The following is a 20,407-nucleotide window of genomic DNA, read 5'->3' on the forward strand; positions in this document are numbered from 1 at the left end:
TGCAAGCGGTAAGCAAAGCCACGCACTCTGCGTGGCTTTATGTTGTCAGGGAGAAGGGAATGACGGCCAGTTGGCAGCCAACAGCATCCATGGAGACGCTACGTGAGCGTGCGCGCCTGCTGGCGGCAGTGCGCCATTTTTTCGTATCACGCGATGTCATGGAAGTAGAGACCCCCGTCCTCGGGCAAGGGGGCAGTACCGATGTCAACCTCGTGTCGCTGGCGACCCGGGCACGCACGGACAAGGGCCAGCGCAAGTTGTGGCTACAAACCTCGCCGGAATTTCACATGAAGCGGCTTTTGGCGGCGGGAAGTGGGCCGATCTTTCAGCTGGCTCGCAGCTTTCGTGATGGAGAGGTGGGGTCGCGGCACAATATCGAATTCACCATGCTGGAGTGGTATCAGCCGGGCTATTCGCTCGCCCAGCTGATCGAAGAGACCACGGCGCTGGTCGCCCATGTGATGCCCAATGCCCCTGGGCCGGTGGTGCACTACCGCTACCGTGAGCTGTTTCATACGCATCTGGAAGTGGACCCTTTCACCACCTCGCTGGACACCTTGCGTCTGGTGGCGGCCGAGCGGGGCAGCATGCCCGCCAAGGCGCTGGCCGAGGAGGGGCGTGATACGTGCCTCGATCTGCTCATGGGCATGGTCATCGAGCCGCGCCTGGGCCAGCAGGAGCTGAGCGTGGTGGTGGATTATCCGGCCAGCCAGGCGGCACTCGCGCAGCGCCATCAGGATAGCGATGGGGAGTGGGTGGCGTCGCGGTTCGAGCTCTATCTGAACGGGGTTGAGCTGGCGAACGGCTACCATGAGCTGACCGATGCCGATGAACAGCGCCAGCGGTTTGCCCGCGATAACGAGGAGCGTCGTCGGTTGGGGCTGAGCGAAGTGGACGTGGACGAGCGGCTGCTGGCCGCGCTGGCCCATGGAATGCCTGCTGCCTCCGGTGTCGCGCTGGGCATCGACCGGTTGATACAGCAGGCCTTGGGTAAGGGGAAGCTGGAGGAAGTACTGGCGTTTGCTACCCCTGCCTGTTGAGGTTGGCTGTGCCGGGCGTTGGCTATGACGCCTGCGGTGTTGCCAGGGATTGGCCCATGGCCACCTTGGCGCCCAGCTCATGCTCGGCAAAGGTGATCGGCTTGGCGAAGCAGGTGACCACCGTGGAGCCCAGCTTGAAGCGGCCCATCTCGGCGCCTTTTTCGATCACGATGGGCTGGCCGAAGACCATCCGCTGGGGCGTGCCCGCCAGCGGGGTCACCTGGCCTGCCCAGACGGTCTCGATGGCGGCCACGATCATGGCACCCACCAGCACCATGGCCATCGGGCCGTGCTCGGTATCGAAGATACAGACCAGACGCTCATTGCGCGCAAACAGGCCAGGCACGTAGTTGGCGGTGGCCTGATTGACGGAGAACAGCCGCCCCGGCACGTAGATCATTTCGCGCAATGTGCCGGTCACCGGCATGTGCACGCGATGGTAATCCCGTGGGGAGAGGTACACGGTGGCAAAGCTGCCTGCCATGAACTCCTGGGCCAGCGCATCGTCCCCCCCCAGCAATGTATGCACCGAATAGCGATGCCCCTTGGCTTGCACGATGTCGCCTGCGCACAGGCGGCCAAACTGCGAAAGGGTGCCGTCGGCCGGGCTGAGAATGCCGTCGCCCAGGGGGCGGGCATCGGGCTTCAGCGCCCGGGTGAAGAAGTCGTTGAACGTGGCGTAGGCGGTAGGGTCCGGTTCCAGTGCCTGGCTCATGTCCACGTCGAAGCGTTTGATGAACGCCTTGATGACGGCGTTCTTGACCCGTGGTTGATCGCACGCGGCGACCTTGCCCGTCAGCCGGGAAAGCGCGTGATGGGGCAGTGGGTACTGCAGTAGCGAAAAGGCTTTTTGAGAAACGGTCACAGTGGTGTCTTTGTCTCGATGTCGGTTGAGTGTCGTTGGCGCATGGCAGGCATCAGCGTTCGATGGGGGTATCGTCGCGATTGCCCCATTCGGCCCAGGAGCCCGCGTAGCCACGAATGTTGAAGCCCAGGGCCTTGCCCACCAGCCAGGTAAAGCTGCTGCGGTGGTGGCTTTGGCAGTGGGTGGCGATCTCCATGTCCGGTGTCAGGCCCAGCGCGCCCAGTTCGGTGATCAGTTCGGCGTAGTCGCGAATGCGCAGCGCGCGTTGACGATCCATGGCATCTACCCAATCCATGTTCACCGCGCCGGGGATGTGGCCCAGGTGCTTGTTGTTGCCACGCTCACCGTCGTACTCGGCCTTCGAACGGGCATCCCAGATGGCGAACTGCTTGTCGTTCAGCTTGTCGAGAATCTCGTCGCGGCTGATGGCGGCCTGAGGATTGAGAATGTCGGCCTGATAGTCACTGGGCGTGGGGGCCGTGGGCTCGGTGCTCTCTTCGAGGCCCGCGTCGCGCCACGCATGAATGCCGCCATTCAGGTAGGAGTAGCGGGTATGGCCAATCAGCTCCAGCGTCCACAGCAGGCGAGCGGCCCAGCCGCCACCCTCGTCATCGTAGGCCACCACGTGGGTATCACGGGTCAGGCCCATGGCGCTGAACAGCTGCGAGAGAAACGCCACGGAAGGCACGTCGTTGGGGACCGGGCCCTCGCCGCGCATCAGATAGCGGTAGTCGAGGTAAATGGCGCCGGGCACGTGCCCCTGCCGGTAGCTGTCGCCATTCAGTGGCACATCGACGATCAAGAGCTGAGGGTCGCCCAGATGCTCGACGAGCTGTTCTGGTTCGACGATCAGTGGCAGCACGTTGGTTTCGGAGGAGTGGCTGTTGGTCATGGTCGGCTCCCTGTCCCTGCAATGAAAGTAATCTGAGCCATCGGCGTCAGCCGTCAGGCCTGGGTGTTCAGGCTATCCAGTATGCGTCGGTAGCTGGTAAAGCGCTCTGGGTGAATCTTGCCCGCCTCGACGGCATTGAGTAAAGCACAGCCGGGCTCATTGCGATGGCGGCAATCCCTGAAGCGGCATTGGCCCAGGTAAGGGTGAAACTCGATGAAGCCGTTGGTCACTTCCTGTTCATCGAGGTGCACCAGCCCGAATTCGCGGATGCCGGGGGAGTCGATCAGCTCGCCGTCGTGCACTTCGTCGCTGCGCATGGCGTAAAGCCTGGCGGTGGTGGTGGTGTGAGTGCCCTTGCGCGAATCTTCCGAGAGGGCGCCGATGCGCAGGGTCTCGTCCGGCAGCAGCAGATCGATCAGTGAGGATTTGCCTACCCCGCTCTGGCCGACGAACACCGAGGTACGGCCCTCCAACTGCTGACGCAGGGCGTTCAGGCCGTCAGGGTTGGCCGTGGTGGTACGCACCACCCGATAGCCCAGTTGGCGGTAACGCTCCAGCAGTTGGCCGAGTTCGCCACCGCCTTCCGGCAGCAGGTCGGTCTTGTTGAGCACCAGTACGGGCGTGATGCCGGTGGCCTCGGCGGCGACCAGGTAGCGGTCGATCAGGTTGGGGTGCGGCGCGGGCTCCACCGCAAAGACGATCAGCAGCTGGTCGATGTTGGCGGCCACCGGCTTGAGCTGCCCTCTGGCATCCGGGCGTTTGAGGATGGTGTCGCGCTCCTCTCGGGCCACCACGACGCCAGAGCCATCCTGACCCGCTCGCCAGATCACCCGGTCGCCGGTCACCAGCCCTTCCAGGTTGGCGCGCAGATGGCAGCGTACCGGGGTGCCGTCGGCATCGCGAACTTCCAGGGTACGGCCGAAGTGGGCCATCACACGGCCTGGCTGTTCGGGACCATACTCCCCGGCGGAGAGCTTTTCGGCATCCCGCGCGTCGCGTTTTTCCGCCCGCTGAGCGCGCTCGGCCTGAATTTTTTCGACGCGCCACTGCTGCTGACGGCTTAATTTACGTTTGCTCATGACCACCCGATGATCGTTACAATAGCAGGCATTGTAACCACCTGAGCCACCCACTGTCCCCTATGGGGTGCGGTGCAAGGCAATATAAGCGACACTTTTATGCACATCGCTCGTGTTGGAGCGACTTTGGCCAAGGAATGAGACGAATGAGTGAGCAAGCCGTCACCCCGCGCAGCGACCTGCTGGTATGGATCGACCTGGAGATGACCGGCCTGGAGCCGGACAAGGAGCGCATCATCGAAGTGGCCACGCTGATCACCGATGCGCATCTCAGCGTGGTGGCCGAAGGGCCGGTGATTGCCGTCAAGCAGCCGGACAGCCTGCTGGCCGCCATGGATGAGTGGAACCAGAAAACCCACGGTGAGTCGGGGCTCGTGGCGCGGGTCAAGGCCAGCCAGGTGAGTACCGAAGAGGCCGAGCAGCAGACGCTGGCGTTTTTGAGCCGCTACGTGGTACCCGGCTCATCGCCCATGTGTGGCAACAGCATCCATCAGGATCGCCGCTTTCTGGAGCGCGAGATGCCCGCCCTGTGGAGCTTCTTCCACTACCGCAACCTGGATGTGTCCAGCGTCAAGGAACTGGCCAAGCGCTGGAACCCGAGCGCGCTGGAAGGGTTCAAGAAGCGCAACGTACATTTGGCGATGGACGACATCAAGGAGTCGATTGCCGAGCTTGCCCACTATCGCAGCACTTTTCTGCGCGTGGCGCCCGGCAGCGACAGCAGCATTGATCCGCGCTGACGTTTTTCAGCCTTGCGTCGCGATGCGCGCTGCACGCTTCTGGTGCTGCTCTGCCAGTGCCCAGACCACGTGCTCGCGGACCAGCACGCTGGGGTAGGCGCGGCGTGCCCACAGGGCGGTTTCGACATCACGGCTCCAGGGCGCATTGCCCAGGCCCACCGCCAGGTTGCGTAGCCAGCGCTCGTAGCCGATGCGGCGTATCGGGCTCCCGGCGGTCTTGTCGAGAAACTCCGCCTCGCTCCAGCCGAACAGGGTGACGAGCGAGGCGCGGTCGAGATCGTGGCGCGGGGCAAAATCCTGCTCCTGGGTCGGGCGTGTGAAGCGGGTAAACGGGCAGACCAGCTGGCAGTCATCGCACCCATAGACACGGTTGCCCATGGCCCGACGGTACTCCACGGGGATCGCGCCGTGCAGTTCGATGGTCAGGTAGGAGACGCATTTGCGCGAATCGACCACCTTGTCATCGACGATGGCGCCGGTGGGGCAGGCCGTGCGGCAGGCGCTGCAGCTGCCGCAGTGCTCTCGCTCGAAGGGCGGATCCACGGGCAGGGGCAGGTCGGTATACAGCTCGCCGAGAAAGAACAGCGAGCCAGCCTGGGGGTTGAGCAGCATGGCGTTCTTGCCGAACCAGCCAAGCCCTGCCTTCTGGGCCAGGGCACGCTCCATGACCGGGGCCGAGTCGACGAAAGCGCGAAAGCCAAAGGCACCCACCTCTTGCTCGATCTGCCGCGCCAGCTGGGCCAGCCGTTTGCGCATCAGTTTGTGGTAGTCGCGCCCCAGCGCATAGCGCGATACATAGGCACGCTGGGGCTGCCCCAGCACTTTGGTGGTGGCAACGTCGGCGGGCAGGTAGTCCATGCGCACGCTGATCACCCGCTGTGTGCCGGGCTCCAGCTCGGCCGGGCGGGTGCGCTTGGTGCCATGCTTGGCCATGAAGCCCATGTCGCCGTGATAGCCCTGTTCCAGCCAGCGCTCGAGATGGCGCTCGTGGACGGCAAGATCGGTGTCGGTGATGCCGACCTGCTGAAAGCCCAGCTCGCGCCCCCAGCGCTTGATCAGCACGGCGAGTTGCTGGAGTCGCTCGGCAGAGAGTGAAAAATCAGAGGAAGGTGGCATGGTTGATCAACGTTGGCGCGACAGGCGCGCTATGCTAACCCATTACGCTTTCATACGATATCCACGGTGCTGCCGTGTCAATGAATACGGCGGTGCCTCGGCCCATGGCAACCGCTAAGGAGAGACCGTGTCCACACTGAGTACCTCATCGTTACGCCCTTTGTACAAGGCAGCCCAGGTGCGTGAGCTGGATCGACGCACCATTGCCAGTGGCATCGACAGCTTCGCGCTGATGCAGCGTGCGGCCTCCAGCGCCTGGCACAGCTTTCGCTCGCGTTGGCCCCAGGCCCGCAGCGTCACGGTGCTATGTGGAAGCGGTAATAACGGGGGCGATGGCCATGTGCTGGCGGCCCTGGCCATGCAGGCAGGGCTCAAGGTTCAGCGGCTTTCGAGCAAACCCCTGGAGGCGCTCACGGGGGACGTTGCCAAGGCGGCGGGGTTGGCATCGGCCGCCGGGGTGGGATTCGACGAGTGGCAGCCCGCCACGACGCTGGTGGGGGAAGTGATCGTCGATGCCCTGCTGGGTACCGGGCTTGCCGGTGAGCCCCAATGCAACATCCGCCAGGCCATCGAGGCCATCAATGGTGCGCACCAGCCGGTGCTGGCGCTGGACATTCCTTCGGGTCTGTCGGCGGATAGCGGGGCCGTGCTGGGCAGTGCGGTGGTGGCGGATGGCACCGTTACCTTCATTGGCGACAAGATCGGGCTGCATACCGGCGACGCGCCAGCCTATACCGGCGAGATCGATTTTCGCCCGTTGGGCGTGAAGGCTCAGGCCTTTTTCGATATTCCGCCCACGGCTTGGCGGCTGGATGAAGCGCTGCTGGCCGACGCCTTTGCACCGCGTTCGCGGATCAGCCACAAGGGCAACCTGGGGCATGTACTGGTCATGGGCGGCGCGCCCGGCTTTGGTGGAGCCGCCTTGCTGGCCGCCCAGGCCGCGGCGCGGCTAGGCGCGGGCAAGGTCAGCCTGGCGACGGCCGAGGAGCACATTACCGCGAGTTTGGTACGCTGCCCGGAAGTCATGGCCCGAGCCGTGCGCGGCGGGGCGGAGGCCGCCGGGTTGCCCGACACCGCCGACGTGGTGGTGATTGGCCCGGGGCTGGGGCAGGACGCCTGGGGTCAGGCGCTGTTGCAAAGTGCGCTGCAGGGGGCGACGCCGCTGGTGGTGGATGCCGATGCCCTGAACCTGCTGGCCAGCCGCTGGCCTGACGTGCGCCGCGATGACTGGATACTGACCCCGCACCCGGGGGAAGCCGCGCGGCTGCTGGGGTGCACGGTGGCCGAGGTACAGGCAGACCGCCCTGAGGCGGCGCGGGCCTTGCAGCGTGCCCGTGGCGGCGTGGTGGTCCTGAAAGGCGCAGGCAGCCTGATCGTCGGCCCCAGTGGGCTGGTGGTATGCCCGTATGGGAATCCCGGCATGGCCAGCGGCGGCATGGGTGACGTGCTGAGCGGCATGCTGGGAGCCCTGGCAGGCCAGCACGATCGTCTGGAGTGGAGCGCCTGGCTGGGCGTCATGGTACACGGCCTGGCGGGCGATGCCGCCGCGAAAGCCAGCGGAGAGCGTGGCCTGTTGGCAAGTGATCTGGCATCCTATGCACGAGCGTTTATCAACCCGTGAAGGCAGCCCACATGCAGGTGCAATCAAGTGACGAAATGGCCCACGTTGCCTTTGGAGAAGCGTTGGGCAAGGCGCTGGAAGGTCGCGGGCGAGTGTATCTCGAAGGCGACCTGGGGGCAGGCAAGACGACGCTGACGCGAGGCATCTTGCGTGCCTATGGTTATCAGGGGGCGGTCAAAAGTCCCACGTACACGCTGGTAGAGCCCTACGAGCTAGGCGAGCAGCGGATTTATCACCTGGATCTTTACCGCCTTGCCGACCCGGAAGAGCTGGAGTTCATCGGCGGGCGAGAGGTGCTGTCCGACCAGGCCTTGTGCCTGGTGGAGTGGCCCAGCCAGGGCGCTGGCTGGCTGCCTGCGCCCGATCTATGGATACGCTTGCAGGTGGCGTCACCCGGCCGCTTGCTGACATTAAGTGCCGAGACGCCGCATGGAGTTGCGGCGTTGGCTCAGCTCGAAACGCTGGCGGCCGAACAGCAACAGGAGTGTGGTGTGGTTCAATGGACATGAGACAGTCATTGGCTGCCTGGGCCGGCAGGTTGGCCACCGGGTGCGCGCTGCTCTTGATGAGCGGTGCATCGTTGCAGGCGGCGACCATCGAGAGCATGCGCCTGTGGGCGGCCCCCGATCATGCGCGGCTGGTGTTCGATTTGAGTGCCGCTGCGCAGGCCAATGTGTTTACCCTGGACAATCCGGCGCGGTTGGTCATCGACCTCGACGACAGCCAGCTCGATACCGATGTCTCGACGCTGCCCCTGGAGGGCAGCGCGATTTCCGCCGTGCGCGCGGGCTCCCGAGATGGTGGCGGCCTGCGCGTGGTACTGGAGCTCAATCGCGATATTTCCCCGCGTCATTTTACCCTGCCGCCCAACGACCAGTACGGTCATCGGCTGGTGGTGGATCTGGAGTACCCCGGTGAAAGTGCCGTCGAAAACCCCATCGACCCCATCGAGGCGATGATCCGCGACCAGGAGATCATGGCCCAGCGTAGTGCCCAGGCCCAGCAGGCAGATGTGCCCAGTGCGGTGGCCGATGTGCCCGAAGCACCCACCCAGCCGGTCGATGTTCAGCCTGCGCAGCCCCACCCGCGTCGCGACATCATCATCGCCATCGATGCCGGGCACGGAGGGGAAGACCCCGGTGCCATCGGGCCTGCCGGTACTCGGGAGAAGGACGTGGTGCTGGAGATAGCCCGTCGCCTGGCCGCTGATGTCAATCGAACCGAAGGCTTCAAGGCCGTGCTGATTCGTGACGGTGACTACTATCTTGGCTTGCGCCAGCGTACCCAGCTGGCCCGAGAGCAGAAAGCCGATTTCTTCGTCTCCATCCATGCGGATGCCTTCACCAGCCCCCGGCCGCAAGGCAGCTCGGTGTATGCGCTTTCTCAGCGGGGGGCCACCTCGGAAACCGCTCAGTGGCTGGCCGACAGCGAAAACCGCGCCGACCTGATAGGCGGTGTCGACGGCAGTCTGTCGCTGCGCGACAAGGACCAGGTGCTGCGTGGCGTACTGCTCGACTTGACCATGACCGCCACGCTCAACGACTCGCTCTCCATCGGTGGGCAGGTGCTGGAGCAGTTAGGCCGGGTGAATCGACTCCACAAGAGTCGTGTGGAGCAGGCCGGTTTCATGGTGCTCAAGTCGCCGGACATTCCGTCGCTGTTGATCGAGGTGGGCTTCATTTCCAATCCCGACGAAGAGCGACGGCTACGCGACCCGGTGCATCAGCAAGGCCTGTCGACGGCGATTTTCAGCGGCCTGCGCGAGCATTTTCAGAGCAACCCGCCACCGGCCAGCCTGCTGGCCTGGCAGCGCGACAATCAGCGCCGCCCCACGGGCAACGAGTATCGTATCCAGTCTGGCGATACCCTGTCGGCCATCGCGATTCGCCATGGCGTGCCGGTGAACCAGCTCAAGCAGGCCAATGACCTGAACGGCGACGTGATTCGTGTGGGTCAGGTGCTGCGCATTCCCAGCTCTTGAAACGGATGACGAGCAGGCCGAGGCAACAGCGCTATGGAAACGAAGCAACGGAAACAGGTGAGGTGAAGGTTGGCTGAATTGACTTCTGCCGCTGGGCGGATACAGGTACTGGACCCCCGTCTGGCGAACCAGATTGCGGCCGGAGAAGTAGTCGAGCGGCCTTCGTCGGTGGCCAAGGAGTTGATCGAAAACGCCATCGATGCGGGCAGCCAGCGCATCGAGGTGGATATCGAGCAGGGCGGCGCCCGTTTGATCAAGATCCGCGACGACGGCATCGGTATCGGCGAGCAGGACCTGCCGCTGGCCCTGGCGCGTCATGCCACCAGCAAGATCACCAGCCTGGAAGATCTCGAAGGCGTCAGTTCGCTGGGGTTTCGTGGGGAGGCGCTGGCCTCCATCAGCTCGGTCTCCCGGCTGGAGCTGGTATCCAATGCTGAAGACGATCCTCGCCAAGGGTGGCGGGTGGTGGCGGAAGGGCGTGGCATGGAGGCCAGAGTGACGCCTGCGCCGCACCCGCGTGGTACCAGCGTGGCGGTGCGTGATTTGTTCTTCAACACGCCGGCCAGACGCAAGTTTCTGCGCACCGAGAAGACCGAGTTCGCCCATGTGGAAGAGGCGTTCCGCCGCCAGGCCTTGTCGCGTTACGATATTGGCTGGGTGCTGCGCCATAATCAGAAAGTGGTGCATCAACTGCCGCCCGGGGATACCGCCGCCGCGCGAGAGCGGCGCATCGCTTCGCTGCTGGGCAAGAACTTCATCGAGCATGCCCGCTATATCGAGCGGGAAGCCGGTGGGCTAAGACTCAGTGGCTGGGTGGGCCTGCCGACGCACTCGCGCTCCCAGGCGGACCAGCAGTACTTCTTCGTCAATGGGCGCGTCGTGCGCGACCGGCTGGTGGCCCACGCGGTGCGTCAGGCCTACCGAGACGTGCTCTACAACGGTCGGCATCCGGTCTTCGTGCTCTACCTGGAGCTGGACCCGGACGTGGTGGACGTCAACGTTCACCCCACCAAGCATGAAGTGCGCTTTCGCGATGGGCGCATGGTGCACGATTTTCTCTACTCCAGCCTGCATCACTGCCTGGCAGTGTCTCGGCCCAGTGAAGGTGCCGAGCCCGAGGTTGACCAAGCCCCGCAAGCCGAGTCGATTACGTCTGATGCCGAGCCGCCTGCGGCCCCGGCGCCACGCTGGCAGCAGCAGGGCATGGCGTTAGCGGAGAGTGAGGGTCGCCACCCAGGAGCCGAGCGGGTGCGGCGGTTCATGCAGGGCTACCAGGCGCTTCACCCCGACCATGAAGAGACGCTACTGACGCCTCAGCCCAGCCCGCCATCGGCCACGATGCCTGAAGCCCATCAGGTGCGCGAGGCGCCGCCCGTCATGCCCCAGGAGGATGCCACGGCCGCGCCGCCGCTCGGGTTCGCGCTGGGTCAGCTGCATGGTGTTTATATTCTGGCTCAGAACGCCCAGGGGCTGGTGCTGGTGGATATGCATGCGGCCCATGAGCGCATCGTCTATGAGCGCATGAAGCAGCAGTGGTCTGCCGCGCAGGGGATCGATGCTCAGCCGCTGCTGGTGCCGGTGTCGCTGGCCGCCAGCCGCAGCGAAGTGGCGACGGCCGAAAGCGAGCGCGAGGCCATTGCTCAGCTAGGTATCGAGCTGGACGTGGCAGGGCCGGAAACGCTGCTTGTTCGCCAGTTGCCAGCCCTGCTGGCCCAGGCAGACCCCGAGGCACTGGTGCGTGAAATGCTGGAGGAGCTGTCGCGCTTTGGCCGCACTCATCAGGTAGAGGCGCGCATTCACGAGCTGCTCTCCACCATGGCTTGCCATGGCAGCGTGCGCGCCAATCGCCGCCTGACTCTGGATGAAATGAATGCGCTGCTGCGCGACATGGAGCGCACCGAGCGTAGCGACCAGTGTAACCATGGTCGCCCCACCTGGACGCAAATGAACATGAAGGCGCTCGATCGTCTGTTCTTGCGTGGCCAGTAGCCTTGAGACACCCCCTATGAACCTATTCCGTGAAGCAGGCCAGACCGATGGTTGACCAGCGCCCTTTGGCGATTTTCTTGATGGGGCCTACCGCAGCAGGCAAGACCGATGCGGCCATTGCGCTGCACGAAACCCTGGGGCACGAACTGATCAGCGTCGATTCTGCCATGGTGTACCGTGGCATGGATGTCGGCAGCGCCAAACCGAGTGCTGCGGAGCTGGCCCGCGCGCCCCATCGGCTGATCGACCTGCGGGACCCGGCAGACCCCTATTCCGCCGCTGATTTTCGTGAAGATGCGCTGCGCGAGATGCGGCAAATCAGCGCGGCAGGCAAAGTCCCCCTGTTGGTGGGCGGTACCATGCTCTACTTCAAACGCCTGGTGGAAGGGGTGGCCAATCTGCCCGCCGCAGACCCACTCATTCGTGAGCGGCTGGCGGCCATGCAGGCAGAGCAAGGGCTGGCAGCGCTGCATCGCGAACTGGCCAGCGTGGATCCGGTCTCGGCGGCGCGCATTCATCCCAACGACCCGCAGCGGCTAATGCGTGCTCTGGAAGTGTTCCATGCCAGCGGCAGGCCCATGAGCGAGCTGTGGGCTGAACAGGAAACGGAAACCTTTCCCTGGCGGGTGCTGTCGATAGCCTTGTCGCCGCTCGATCGCTCGGTATTGCACCGGCGTATTGCCCAGCGATTTGACGCCATGCTGGATGAGGGCTTGATTGATGAGGTCGCCGCCCTCAAAAAGCGTAAAGATATTCATGCGGGCTTGCCCTCGATGAAAAGTGTTGGCTACCGTCAAGTATGGGAATATCTGGATGGTGAGTATGACCGGGACGAGCTGGTGTCCCGGGGAGTGATCGCTACACGTCAACTGGCCAAGCGGCAGCTGACGTGGCTGCGTAGCTGGCCAGCACTGCGCTGGATAGATACGCAGCAGCCGGATGCGCTGGATAAGCTGCTGAAATTCGTGCGTGAAAGCGGTGCTTAGCGTAAGATAGTGATTTCGTAACAAGTGTTTTAGAGTGAGTGTTAGAGTGGCCTCTGGCTCTCGAATCGACACTAGGCCTTTCGGGCAACAAGATTGCGGCGCAGCACCAGTAGGGCGCGCCATTTGATAACCAACCCCAACGACAGTTTAGGGAGAGCAACATGTCCAAAGGGCAGTCCCTTCAAGACCCGTACCTGAATATTTTGCGCAAGGAGCGCATTCCGGTCTCTATTTTCCTGGTAAACGGCATTAAGCTGCAGGGCCAGATTGAATCGTTTGACCAGTTTGTCATCTTGTTGCGCAATACCGTCAGTCAGATGGTTTATAAACACGCCATTTCCACCGTCGTGCCCTCGCGCAATGTGCGCCTGCCAGCACAGGATCCCTCAGCGGCAGACGCTGACATCTGAGACGGCTGGATGGCAAGAGAGTCCATGAGGTATTGATTGTTTTTTGAACGCCCTGAAGCCGGTGAAACGGCAGTCCTTGTTCACGTAGATTTTTATGATGAACAGGCACGAGAAGACCCGGGTGAGTTCCTGGAACTTGTGCGCTCTGCCGGTGCAGAGCCCGCGACATTGCTCACAGCCAGCCGCCAGCGACCCGATTCCCGAACCTTCATCGGAACCGGGAAGCTGGAGGAGCTGCGGGCAATGCTCGCAGCCCATGAAGCAGAACTGGTGATCTTCAACCACAGTTTAAGCCCTTCCCAGCAGCGTAATCTTGAGAAGGAACTCAAGTGCCGTGTGTTGGATCGCACTGGGCTGATTCTCGATATTTTTGCTCAGCGGGCACGAACCCATGAGGGCAAGCTGCAAGTCGAGCTTGCCCAGCTAGAATACATGTCCACCCGCCTGATACGCGGATGGACCCACCTTGAGCGTCAAAAAGGTGGCATTGGCTTGCGCGGTCCTGGCGAAACACAGCTGGAGACCGACCGGCGTTTGCTGCGTGGCCGCATCAAGTCCATCCACAAGCGTTTGGACAAGGTGCGCAGCCAGCGTGAGCAGAATCGCCGCGCCCGAGCCAGGGCCGAAATCCATAGCGTGTCGCTGGTGGGGTACACCAACGCGGGTAAATCGACGCTATTCAACGCGCTGACCAGCGCAGAGGTGTATGCCGCCGACCAGCTGTTCGCGACGCTGGATCCGACGCTGAGACGGCTGGAGATAGAGGATGTCGGTCCTGTGGTGCTGGCCGATACCGTAGGCTTCATTCGCCATCTTCCCCACAAGCTGGTGGAGGCGTTTCAGGCGACTCTGCAAGAGGCTTCCGAAGCCACGCTGCTGGTCCACGTGATCGATGCCGCTGACCCGGACCGCGAACTGAACGTGGCGCAGGTGGACGAAGTGCTCAAGGAGATCGGCGCTGACGGCGTGCCGGTGCTCAAGGTCATGAACAAGATCGACAAGCTGGATAGCGCGCCGCGCATCGAGTACGACGGTCACGGCGTGCCGAGCGCGGTATGGCTATCTGCTCAGCAGGGGCAGGGTCTGGAGCTGCTGCACGAGGCGCTGTCAGAGCGTCTGGCCAATGACGTGATCGGCTTCTCGTTGACCCTGGCGCCAGAGCAGGGCAGGCTGCGCGCTGGTCTACACGAGCTGAATGCCGTACGCGAAGAGAGTTTCGACGAGCAGGGGCGTTCCGTACTGGACGTGCGCCTGCCGCGGCGTGATTTCAATCAGCTGATGGCCCAGCTGGGCGAGCGCGCCAATACCTATTTACCAGAAGCATTACGCGAATCTGACGAATGGTAGCCCTTCAAGTGCCGACTCCCTTGCTGCCCATGGTGCAGTATTGTGGAAGTGTGGTACAAGATTGATATAGCAATAATATCAAAAGCACTCGGCCTTGCCTGAGCGTAAGGTACGGTGCAGGTGAACACCTTAGTGGAGACGAAGTATGGCCTGGAATGAGCCCGGTGGTGGCAACCAGCACGACCCCTGGAGCAGCGGGGGGCGTCGTGGCAACAATAACGGCGGTGACCGTGGTGGTAATAACGGCGGCAACAACGGCGGAGGCAATGGTGGGAACGGTGGTAACAACCAGGGGCCTCCCGACCTTGATGAAGCGCTCAAGAAGTTTCAAGACAAGCTGAACGGCATGCTGGGCGGCGGCAAGAAGAGCGGTGGCGGTAGCGGCGGCAACAAGGGCGGCGGCAAGCCGCGCAACTCGTTTGCACTGCCCGGCTTGCTGCTGATCGTGGCGCTGGCCATTTGGGGTGCGTCCGGTTTCTATCTGGTCGATCAGTCCGAGCGTGGCGTCGTGCTGCGTTTTGGTGAGTTCCAGGGCATTGTTAGTCCCGGTCTGCAGTGGAATCCGCCGCTGATCGACGATGTGCGTATGGTGAACGTCACCCGCGTTCGCTCCGTTGCACAGACCCAGTCGATGCTGACTCGCGATGAAAACATCGTCGAAGTCGAAATCTCTGCCCAGTATCAGGTGGCCAATCCGCGTGATTTCGTACTGAATGTGCGCGATCCGGCACTCTCCATCGAGAATGCGCTGGACTCGGCTCTGCGTCACGTGGTGGGCGGCACCGACATGATCGACATCCTGACCTCGGGTCGTGAAATTCTCGGTAGCTCTGTGGCCAGCCGCCTGCAGACCTATCTGGATGCCTATGGTGCCGGTATTCGTCTGCAGACCATCAACATCGAGTCCACCTCGGCGCCCGCGCCAGTGATCGATGCTTTCGATGACGTTATCCGTGCCCGCGAAGATCGCCAGCGGACCATCAACGAAGGTATGGCTTATGCCAACGCGATCATCCCGGCTGCACAAGGTCAGGCTCAGCGCGTGGTAGAGCAGGGGCAGGGTTACCGTGAATCGGTCGTTGCCGAAGCACAGGGTCAGGCCAACCGCTTCAATGCGCTGTTGACCGAATACCAGAACTCACCGGAAGTGATGCGCGAGCGTATGTACCTGGATGCCATCGAAGAAGTCTTTGGGAACACGCCCAAGGTGCTGCTGGATATCAGCGACAATGCGCCCTTGATGTACCTGCCGCTGGATCAGATGCGCAGTGGAAGCAGCAGCGGTTCGAGCAGCTCCAGCAGCAGCGACAGCAGCAGTAACAGCAGTGACGCCATCGACCCGCGCGTGCTCGATTCGCTGCGTACCAGTCAGGGTGGCGCTTCGTCATCATCCAGTAGTTCGTCCATTCGCAGGGAGGGTCGCTAAATGATTAATAACCGTTCCCTGCTGATCGTGGGTGGTCTGGCCGCAGTTGCCTGGCTGGCCAGCAACAGCCTGTACGTGGTGGATGAGACCGAGCGTGCCGTCAAGCTGCGCTTTGGTGAAGTCATCGAAGAGAACATTCAGCCCGGGCTTCACGTCAAGATTCCGATTGCCCAGACCGTGCGCAAGTTCGACGTGCGTCTGTTGACCCTCGATACCGATACCAGCCGTTATCTGACCCTCGAGCAGAAAGCGGTCATCGTCGACTCCTACGTCAAGTGGCAGGTGGTCAACCCCACCCGTTACTACGAGGCCACTGCGGGTGACGAGATGATGGCGGTGCGCCTGATTCAGCCCCGTGTCGACGAAAGCCTGCGTAATGAGTTCGGTCGTCTCAATCTTCAGGAAATCATTGCCGAACGCCGTGATGACCTGATGACCGGACCCACCGGCGAACTCGACGAGCTGATGCGTGAAGAGTTGGGCGTGGCGATTCGTGATATTCGTATCAAGCGGATCGACCTGCCGGAAGACGTATCCGCTGCCGTCTTCGAGCGGATGCGCTCAGAACGTGAGCGTGAAGCGCGCGAGTGGCGTGCCCAGGGTCAGGAAGAGGCCGAGCGTATTCGCGCCAACGCCGACCGTCGTCGTCAGGTCTTGCTGGCGCAAGCCAACGAGCGTTCCGAGACCCTGCGTGGTGAAGGGGATGCCGAAGCCGCCGCGATCTTCTCCCAGGCTTACAGCCAGGATCAGGAATTCTTCGCCTTCTGGCGTAGCCTGAACGCCTATCGCCAGAGCTTTTCCGGCGACGGCAACCTGCTGGTACTGGAGCCAGACAGCGACTTCTTCCGCTACCTGCGCAGCGCCATGCCGGCCAGCGACGAGTAAGCGAAGGATGCTGGTTTCCCGCTGGGCGATGCGCCCGGCGGGGTTCAACTGGGCTCCAAACGTGGTAGACTTTATCAACCGGGCGTCGCCCGGTTTTTTTGTGGCCCCATGTTACGTGCGTTATCAGGCCGGGCAGGTCAAGATGCCCACCTGGTGCCGTCGGCCGGGCCTTCATCGTCTTGCAGGATTGTTCACATGACCATCGCTGACCGCTGGCTACTGCCCGACGGCATGGATGAGGTGCTGCCGCCTCAGGCAAGCCGCATGGAAGAGCTGCGCCGTGCGCTGCTCGATCTTTATCACGCCTGGGGCTATGACCAGGTAATGCCGCCACCGGTAGAATTTCTCGACTCGCTGCTGACCGGTACCGGTACCGACCTCGACCTCCAAACCTTCAAGCTGACCGACCAGCTGACGGGGCGCATGATGGGCGCCTCGGCAGACGTCACGCCCCAGGTAGCGCGAATGGATGCGCACTCGCTGAAGCGTCAGGGGCCGGTACGCCTGTGCTATTGCACCAACGTGCTGCGTGCCAAGGCCGACCAGCATCAAGGGGGGCGCAGCCCCGTGCAGGTGGGTGTCGAGCTGTTTGGCCATGCGGGGCTTGAAGCCGACAGCGAAATCATTCACCTGGCGCTTGCCAGCCTGCATGCCGCCGGTGCCAGTGAGATCCACTTGGCGCTGGGGCATATCGGTATTTATCGCAGCCTGGTCGAAGCCGCTGCGCTCAGCGAAGAGCAGGAGCGGGCGCTGTTCGAGGCGCTGGCGCTCAAATCGCCTGGGCAGTTGGCCGAGCAAGTGGCGGCCAGCGTCAAGGATCCGGTATTGGCGGATATGCTGATGGCGCTTGGCGAACTGCACGGTAATGCCGACGTGCTGAGCGAAGCGCGTGAGCGGTTTGCGGGCGCACCGGCGCCGGTCAACGCCGCGCTAGATCAGCTGGAAGCGCTGTACAAAGGGGTGTTGGCGCGTTTCGACGTGGCCCTGTACTTCGACCTGGCCGAGCTGCGTGGCTATCAGTATCACACCGGCATGATGTTTGCGGCCTATGTTCCCGGTTATGGTTACGCATTGGCCAAAGGGGGGCGCTATGATGATACCGGGCGTGCCTTTGGGCGTGCCCGCCCGGCGACGGGCTTTTCGATGGATCTGAAACAGCTGGCCTCCCTGGCGCCAGCGTCTCCTGACCGCAAAGCGGTGTGGGCGCCAGCCCAGGAGGATGAGTCGCTCAATGCTGCCATCGTGGCACTGCGCGAGCAGGGTGAACGCGTAATTCAAGCGCTGCCTGGGCAGCGTACTGGGCCGGCGGAACACAACTGTGACCGCCGTCTTGAGTTTATCGACGGCCGTTGGCAGACAGCGGCCCTGACACAAGAGACGAGTGCATAATGGGTAAGAATGTCGTAGTCCTAGGGACTCAGTGGGGCGATGAAGGCAAAGGCAAGATCGTCGATCTGTTGACCGAATCCGCCTCTGCCGTGGTTCGTTTTCAAGGTGGCCACAATGCTGGCCATACGCTGGTCATCGATGGTGAGAAAACCGTTCTTCACCTGATTCCGTCCGGCGTGCTGCGTCCGGGCAAGACCTGCGTCATCGGCAATGGCGTCGTGCTCTCTCCGGAAGCCTTGATCAAGGAGATTCGCGAGCTGGAAGCCAAGGGCGTGCCGGTGCGTGAGCGTCTGCGCCTGTCGCCAGCCTGCCCGCTGATCCTGCCGTACCACGTGCGCCTGGATCAGGCGCGTGAAAAGGCCCGCGGCGTGGCCAAGATCGGCACTACCGGTCGTGGCATCGGCCCGGCTTATGAAGACAAGGTCGCCCGTCGTGGCCTGCGCCTGGGCGATATGCTGCATCGCGAGCGTTTTGCCTCCAAGCTGGGCGAAGTCCTCGATTACCACAACTTCGTCCTGGTGAATTACCACGGCGAACCGGCGGTGGATTTCCAGGAAGTGCTCGACAGCGCCATGCAGATGGCCGAAGAGCTGCGCCCCATGGTCAGCGATACCGTCAGCATGGTCCACGACCTGCGCAAGGCCGGTGAGAACATTCTGTTCGAAGGGGCTCAAGGCTCGCTGCTGGATATCGACCACGGTACCTACCCCTACGTGACCAGCTCCAACACCACGGCCGGTGGTACCGCCACCGGCTCTGGCGTGGGTCCGCTGTACCTGGATTACGTGCTGGGTATCACCAAGGCGTACACCACGCGTGTAGGCTCTGGCCCGTTCCCCACTGAGCTGTTCGACGACCACGGCCGCCACCTGGCCGAGCGCGGCCATGAGTTCGGCGCTACCACCGGGCGTCCGCGTCGCTGTGGCTGGTTCGACGCCGTGGCCCTGCGCCACGCCGTGCAGATCAACTCGGTCTCGGGTATCTGCTTGACCAAGCTGGACGTGCTCGATGGCCTGGAGAACATTCGCGTCTGTGTCGGCTATCGCAGCAAGGACGGTGAAGTGCTCGACAATCCGGTGGACTCAGAGGGCTACGAAGCCGTCGAGCCGGTCTATCACGACCTGCCGGGTTGGAAAGAGTCGACCCTGGGCGCCAAGAAGGTCGAAGATCTTCCCGCCAACGCCCGTGCCTACATCAGCTACCTGGAAGAGCAGGTAGGCACCAGCATCGATATCATCTCTACCGGCCCTGACCGCGTGGAAACCATCGTGCTGCGCAATCCCTTCGACAGCTAATACCTGCCGATGCCAGCCAAACGGGGCGACGGTGACGTCGCCCCGTTTTGTTTGCAGCCCTGGCGCACGCTCAAAAGTCGATGCCGCGCCGCGCCTGCAGGCCGTTATTGAAGGCGTGACGCACCTCCTGCATTTCCGTCACCGTGTCGGCCATGGCCACAAGCTCGCGATGGGCGTTGCGCCCCGTGATGATGACGGTTTGCTCTCTCGGTCGATTGGCCAAGGCCTGTTTGACCGTGGCGATGTCGAGATAGCCGAACTTGAGCATGTAGGTGATTTCATCGAGCACCACCAGGTAGGTGTCGGGGTCGCTCATCATGGCCTCGGCCTGCTGCCATACGGCCTGGCAGGCGGCGGTGTCGGCCTCGCGGTTTTGGGTATCCCAGGTGAAGCCGGTGGCCATGATGGCAACGCTCAAGTGCGGGTCTTCTTCCAGGCGATTGCGCTCGCCACACTCCCATAGCCCCTTGATGAACTGCACGACGCCGACTTTATAGCCGTAGCCCAGCGCCCGGGTCACGGTGCCCCAGGCAGCCGTGGTCTTGCCTTTGCCGTTGCCCGTATTGACCAGCAGCAGGCCACGCTGCTCGGTGGCCTTGGCGACTTTCTCGTCCACACGGGCCTTGAGTTTTTCCATGGCCGCCTTGTGGCGCGTCTCGCGATCGCTCATCGAATCTCCTCGTGATGGGGTGTCGTGCCCTGTCGAATTTACGCTGAGTAAAAACTTCGGGTAACAGAATTGGCCGCTGAGTGCCTTGCTGCTCTAGAATAGGAGGCTATGTCTCGATAGGAAACAGGTCATGCCATCTTTTGATATTGTGTCAGAGTTCGATCAACACGAAGCCGCCAATGCGGTGGATCAGGCGAACCGCGAAGTGCAGTCGCGCTTTGATTTTAAAGGCGTGGATGCCAGTTTTGCGCTGGAAGGCGACAAGGTACAGCTGGAAGCCGAAGTCGACTTCCAGCTCAAGCAGATGCTCGATGTGATGCGCAGTCGGCTGATCGCACGGGGTATCGATGCGCGCTGCATGGACGTCAAGGAGCCGGTGCTTTCCGGAGTGAAAGCTCGTCAGGAAGTAGTGCTCAAGCAGGGGCTCGACCAGGCCGAAGCCAAGGACGTCGTCAAGCGTATCAAGGCCAGCAAGCTCAAGGTGCAGGCCCAGATTCAGGGTGAAAAGGTGCGCGTGACGGGCAAGAAGCGCGACGACCTGCAAAGCGTAATGGCCCTGCTGCGAGGCGAAGAGGGGCCCGACCTGCCGCTTCAGTTCGATAATTTCCGCGACTGATCACAACCGCATAGCCGCGTCGTGCAGCCGAAGGCTGCCATGGCGCGTTCACTTTATTGC

Annotated in this window: 19 protein-coding genes; 14 read left to right on the forward strand and 5 right to left on the reverse strand. The window is 62.6% G+C overall.

Annotated features, from left to right (window positions below):
- Positions 1-59 precede the first annotated feature (59 nt).
- Positions 60-1,040 (forward strand): EF-P lysine aminoacylase EpmA, encoded by a 981-nt coding sequence (gene epmA, locus IE061_RS05115; protein WP_016913435.1) that lies wholly within the window; start codon positions 60-62, stop codon positions 1,038-1,040.
- A gap of 22 nt (positions 1,041-1,062) precedes the next feature.
- Here the strand turns inward: epmA and asd are convergent, their stop codons facing one another.
- Genes asd through rsgA form a run of 3 tightly spaced genes read right to left on the reverse strand, consistent with a single transcriptional unit; the run spans position 1,063 to position 3,876 of the window.
- Positions 1,063-1,905 (reverse strand): archaetidylserine decarboxylase, encoded by an 843-nt coding sequence (asd, locus tag IE061_RS05120; protein ID WP_016913436.1) that lies wholly within the window; start codon positions 1,903-1,905, stop codon positions 1,063-1,065.
- Between the two features lie 52 nt (positions 1,906-1,957).
- Entirely contained in the window at positions 1,958-2,797 is an 840-nt protein-coding gene (locus IE061_RS05125; protein ID WP_193461154.1) for a sulfurtransferase, read from the reverse strand.
- 53 nt (positions 2,798-2,850) lie between these two features.
- Positions 2,851-3,876: a small ribosomal subunit biogenesis GTPase RsgA gene (rsgA, locus tag IE061_RS05130; RefSeq protein WP_026001635.1), complete on the reverse strand. Its 1,026-nt coding sequence runs from the start codon at positions 3,874-3,876 to the stop codon at positions 2,851-2,853.
- A 146-nt stretch (positions 3,877-4,022) separates the two neighbouring features.
- Between rsgA and orn the strand changes: the two genes are divergently transcribed.
- Positions 4,023-4,616: an oligoribonuclease gene (orn, locus tag IE061_RS05135; RefSeq protein WP_193461155.1), complete on the forward strand. Its 594-nt coding sequence runs from the start codon at positions 4,023-4,025 to the stop codon at positions 4,614-4,616.
- 6 nt (positions 4,617-4,622) lie between these two features.
- On the opposite strand, the gene queG is transcribed toward orn, so the two are convergent.
- On the reverse strand, positions 4,623-5,732 hold the full coding sequence (gene queG / locus IE061_RS05140; RefSeq protein WP_193461156.1) for a tRNA epoxyqueuosine(34) reductase QueG: 1,110 nt from the start codon (positions 5,730-5,732) through the stop codon (positions 4,623-4,625).
- Between the two features lie 127 nt (positions 5,733-5,859).
- Here queG and IE061_RS05145 point away from each other — a divergent pair, with 127 nt between their 5' ends.
- The 11 genes from IE061_RS05145 (at position 5,860) to IE061_RS05195 (ending at position 19,061) form a co-directional block, all read left to right on the forward strand.
- Positions 5,860-7,353, forward strand: a complete 1,494-nt coding sequence (locus IE061_RS05145; protein WP_193461157.1) for an NAD(P)H-hydrate dehydratase — start codon at positions 5,860-5,862, stop codon at positions 7,351-7,353.
- 11 nt (positions 7,354-7,364) lie between these two features.
- Positions 7,365-7,862: a tRNA (adenosine(37)-N6)-threonylcarbamoyltransferase complex ATPase subunit type 1 TsaE gene (gene tsaE / locus IE061_RS05150; RefSeq protein ID WP_016913442.1), complete on the forward strand. Its 498-nt coding sequence runs from the start codon at positions 7,365-7,367 to the stop codon at positions 7,860-7,862.
- Positions 7,853-9,334, forward strand: a complete 1,482-nt coding sequence (locus IE061_RS05155; RefSeq protein WP_193461158.1) for an N-acetylmuramoyl-L-alanine amidase — start codon at positions 7,853-7,855, stop codon at positions 9,332-9,334. The genes tsaE and IE061_RS05155 overlap by 10 nt, the downstream gene beginning before the upstream one ends.
- Positions 9,335-9,412: 78 nt before the next feature.
- Positions 9,413-11,323 (forward strand): DNA mismatch repair endonuclease MutL, encoded by a 1,911-nt coding sequence (gene mutL / locus IE061_RS05160; RefSeq protein WP_193461217.1) that lies wholly within the window; start codon positions 9,413-9,415, stop codon positions 11,321-11,323.
- A 47-nt stretch (positions 11,324-11,370) separates the two neighbouring features.
- The gene (gene miaA / locus IE061_RS05165; RefSeq protein WP_193461159.1) at positions 11,371-12,309 is read left to right on the forward strand and encodes a tRNA (adenosine(37)-N6)-dimethylallyltransferase MiaA; all 939 of its coding nucleotides are present in this window, start codon (positions 11,371-11,373) and stop codon (positions 12,307-12,309) included.
- A gap of 161 nt (positions 12,310-12,470) precedes the next feature.
- Positions 12,471-12,719 (forward strand): RNA chaperone Hfq, encoded by a 249-nt coding sequence (gene hfq, locus IE061_RS05170; protein ID WP_016913446.1) that lies wholly within the window; start codon positions 12,471-12,473, stop codon positions 12,717-12,719.
- A gap of 36 nt (positions 12,720-12,755) precedes the next feature.
- On the forward strand, positions 12,756-14,066 hold the full coding sequence (gene hflX / locus IE061_RS05175; protein WP_193461160.1) for a ribosome rescue GTPase HflX: 1,311 nt from the start codon (positions 12,756-12,758) through the stop codon (positions 14,064-14,066).
- A 145-nt stretch (positions 14,067-14,211) separates the two neighbouring features.
- On the forward strand, positions 14,212-15,492 hold the full coding sequence (gene hflK, locus IE061_RS05180) for an FtsH protease activity modulator HflK (protein ID WP_100730762.1): 1,281 nt from the start codon (positions 14,212-14,214) through the stop codon (positions 15,490-15,492).
- Positions 15,493-16,377: a protease modulator HflC gene (gene hflC, locus IE061_RS05185; RefSeq protein WP_016913449.1), complete on the forward strand. Its 885-nt coding sequence runs from the start codon at positions 15,493-15,495 to the stop codon at positions 16,375-16,377.
- A gap of 195 nt (positions 16,378-16,572) precedes the next feature.
- Positions 16,573-17,766: an ATP phosphoribosyltransferase regulatory subunit gene (locus tag IE061_RS05190; RefSeq protein WP_081194203.1), complete on the forward strand. Its 1,194-nt coding sequence runs from the start codon at positions 16,573-16,575 to the stop codon at positions 17,764-17,766.
- Positions 17,766-19,061, forward strand: coding sequence for an adenylosuccinate synthase (locus IE061_RS05195; protein WP_039177535.1), 1,296 nt, complete (start codon positions 17,766-17,768; stop codon positions 19,059-19,061). Before IE061_RS05190 ends, IE061_RS05195 begins: the two co-directional genes overlap by 1 nt.
- Positions 19,062-19,131: 70 nt before the next feature.
- On the opposite strand, the gene cobO is transcribed toward IE061_RS05195, so the two are convergent.
- Positions 19,132-19,731, reverse strand: coding sequence for a cob(I)yrinic acid a,c-diamide adenosyltransferase (gene cobO, locus IE061_RS05200; protein ID WP_100730764.1), 600 nt, complete (start codon positions 19,729-19,731; stop codon positions 19,132-19,134).
- Positions 19,732-19,861: 130 nt separating this feature from the next.
- Here cobO and IE061_RS05205 point away from each other — a divergent pair, with 130 nt between their 5' ends.
- Positions 19,862-20,347, forward strand: coding sequence for a YajQ family cyclic di-GMP-binding protein (locus tag IE061_RS05205; protein WP_193461161.1), 486 nt, complete (start codon positions 19,862-19,864; stop codon positions 20,345-20,347).
- Positions 20,348-20,407 lie beyond the last annotated feature (60 nt).

The sequence above is a fragment of the Vreelandella hamiltonii genome, from assembly GCF_014651795.1.
Classification (GTDB): Bacteria; Pseudomonadota; Gammaproteobacteria; order Pseudomonadales; family Halomonadaceae; genus Vreelandella; species Vreelandella hamiltonii.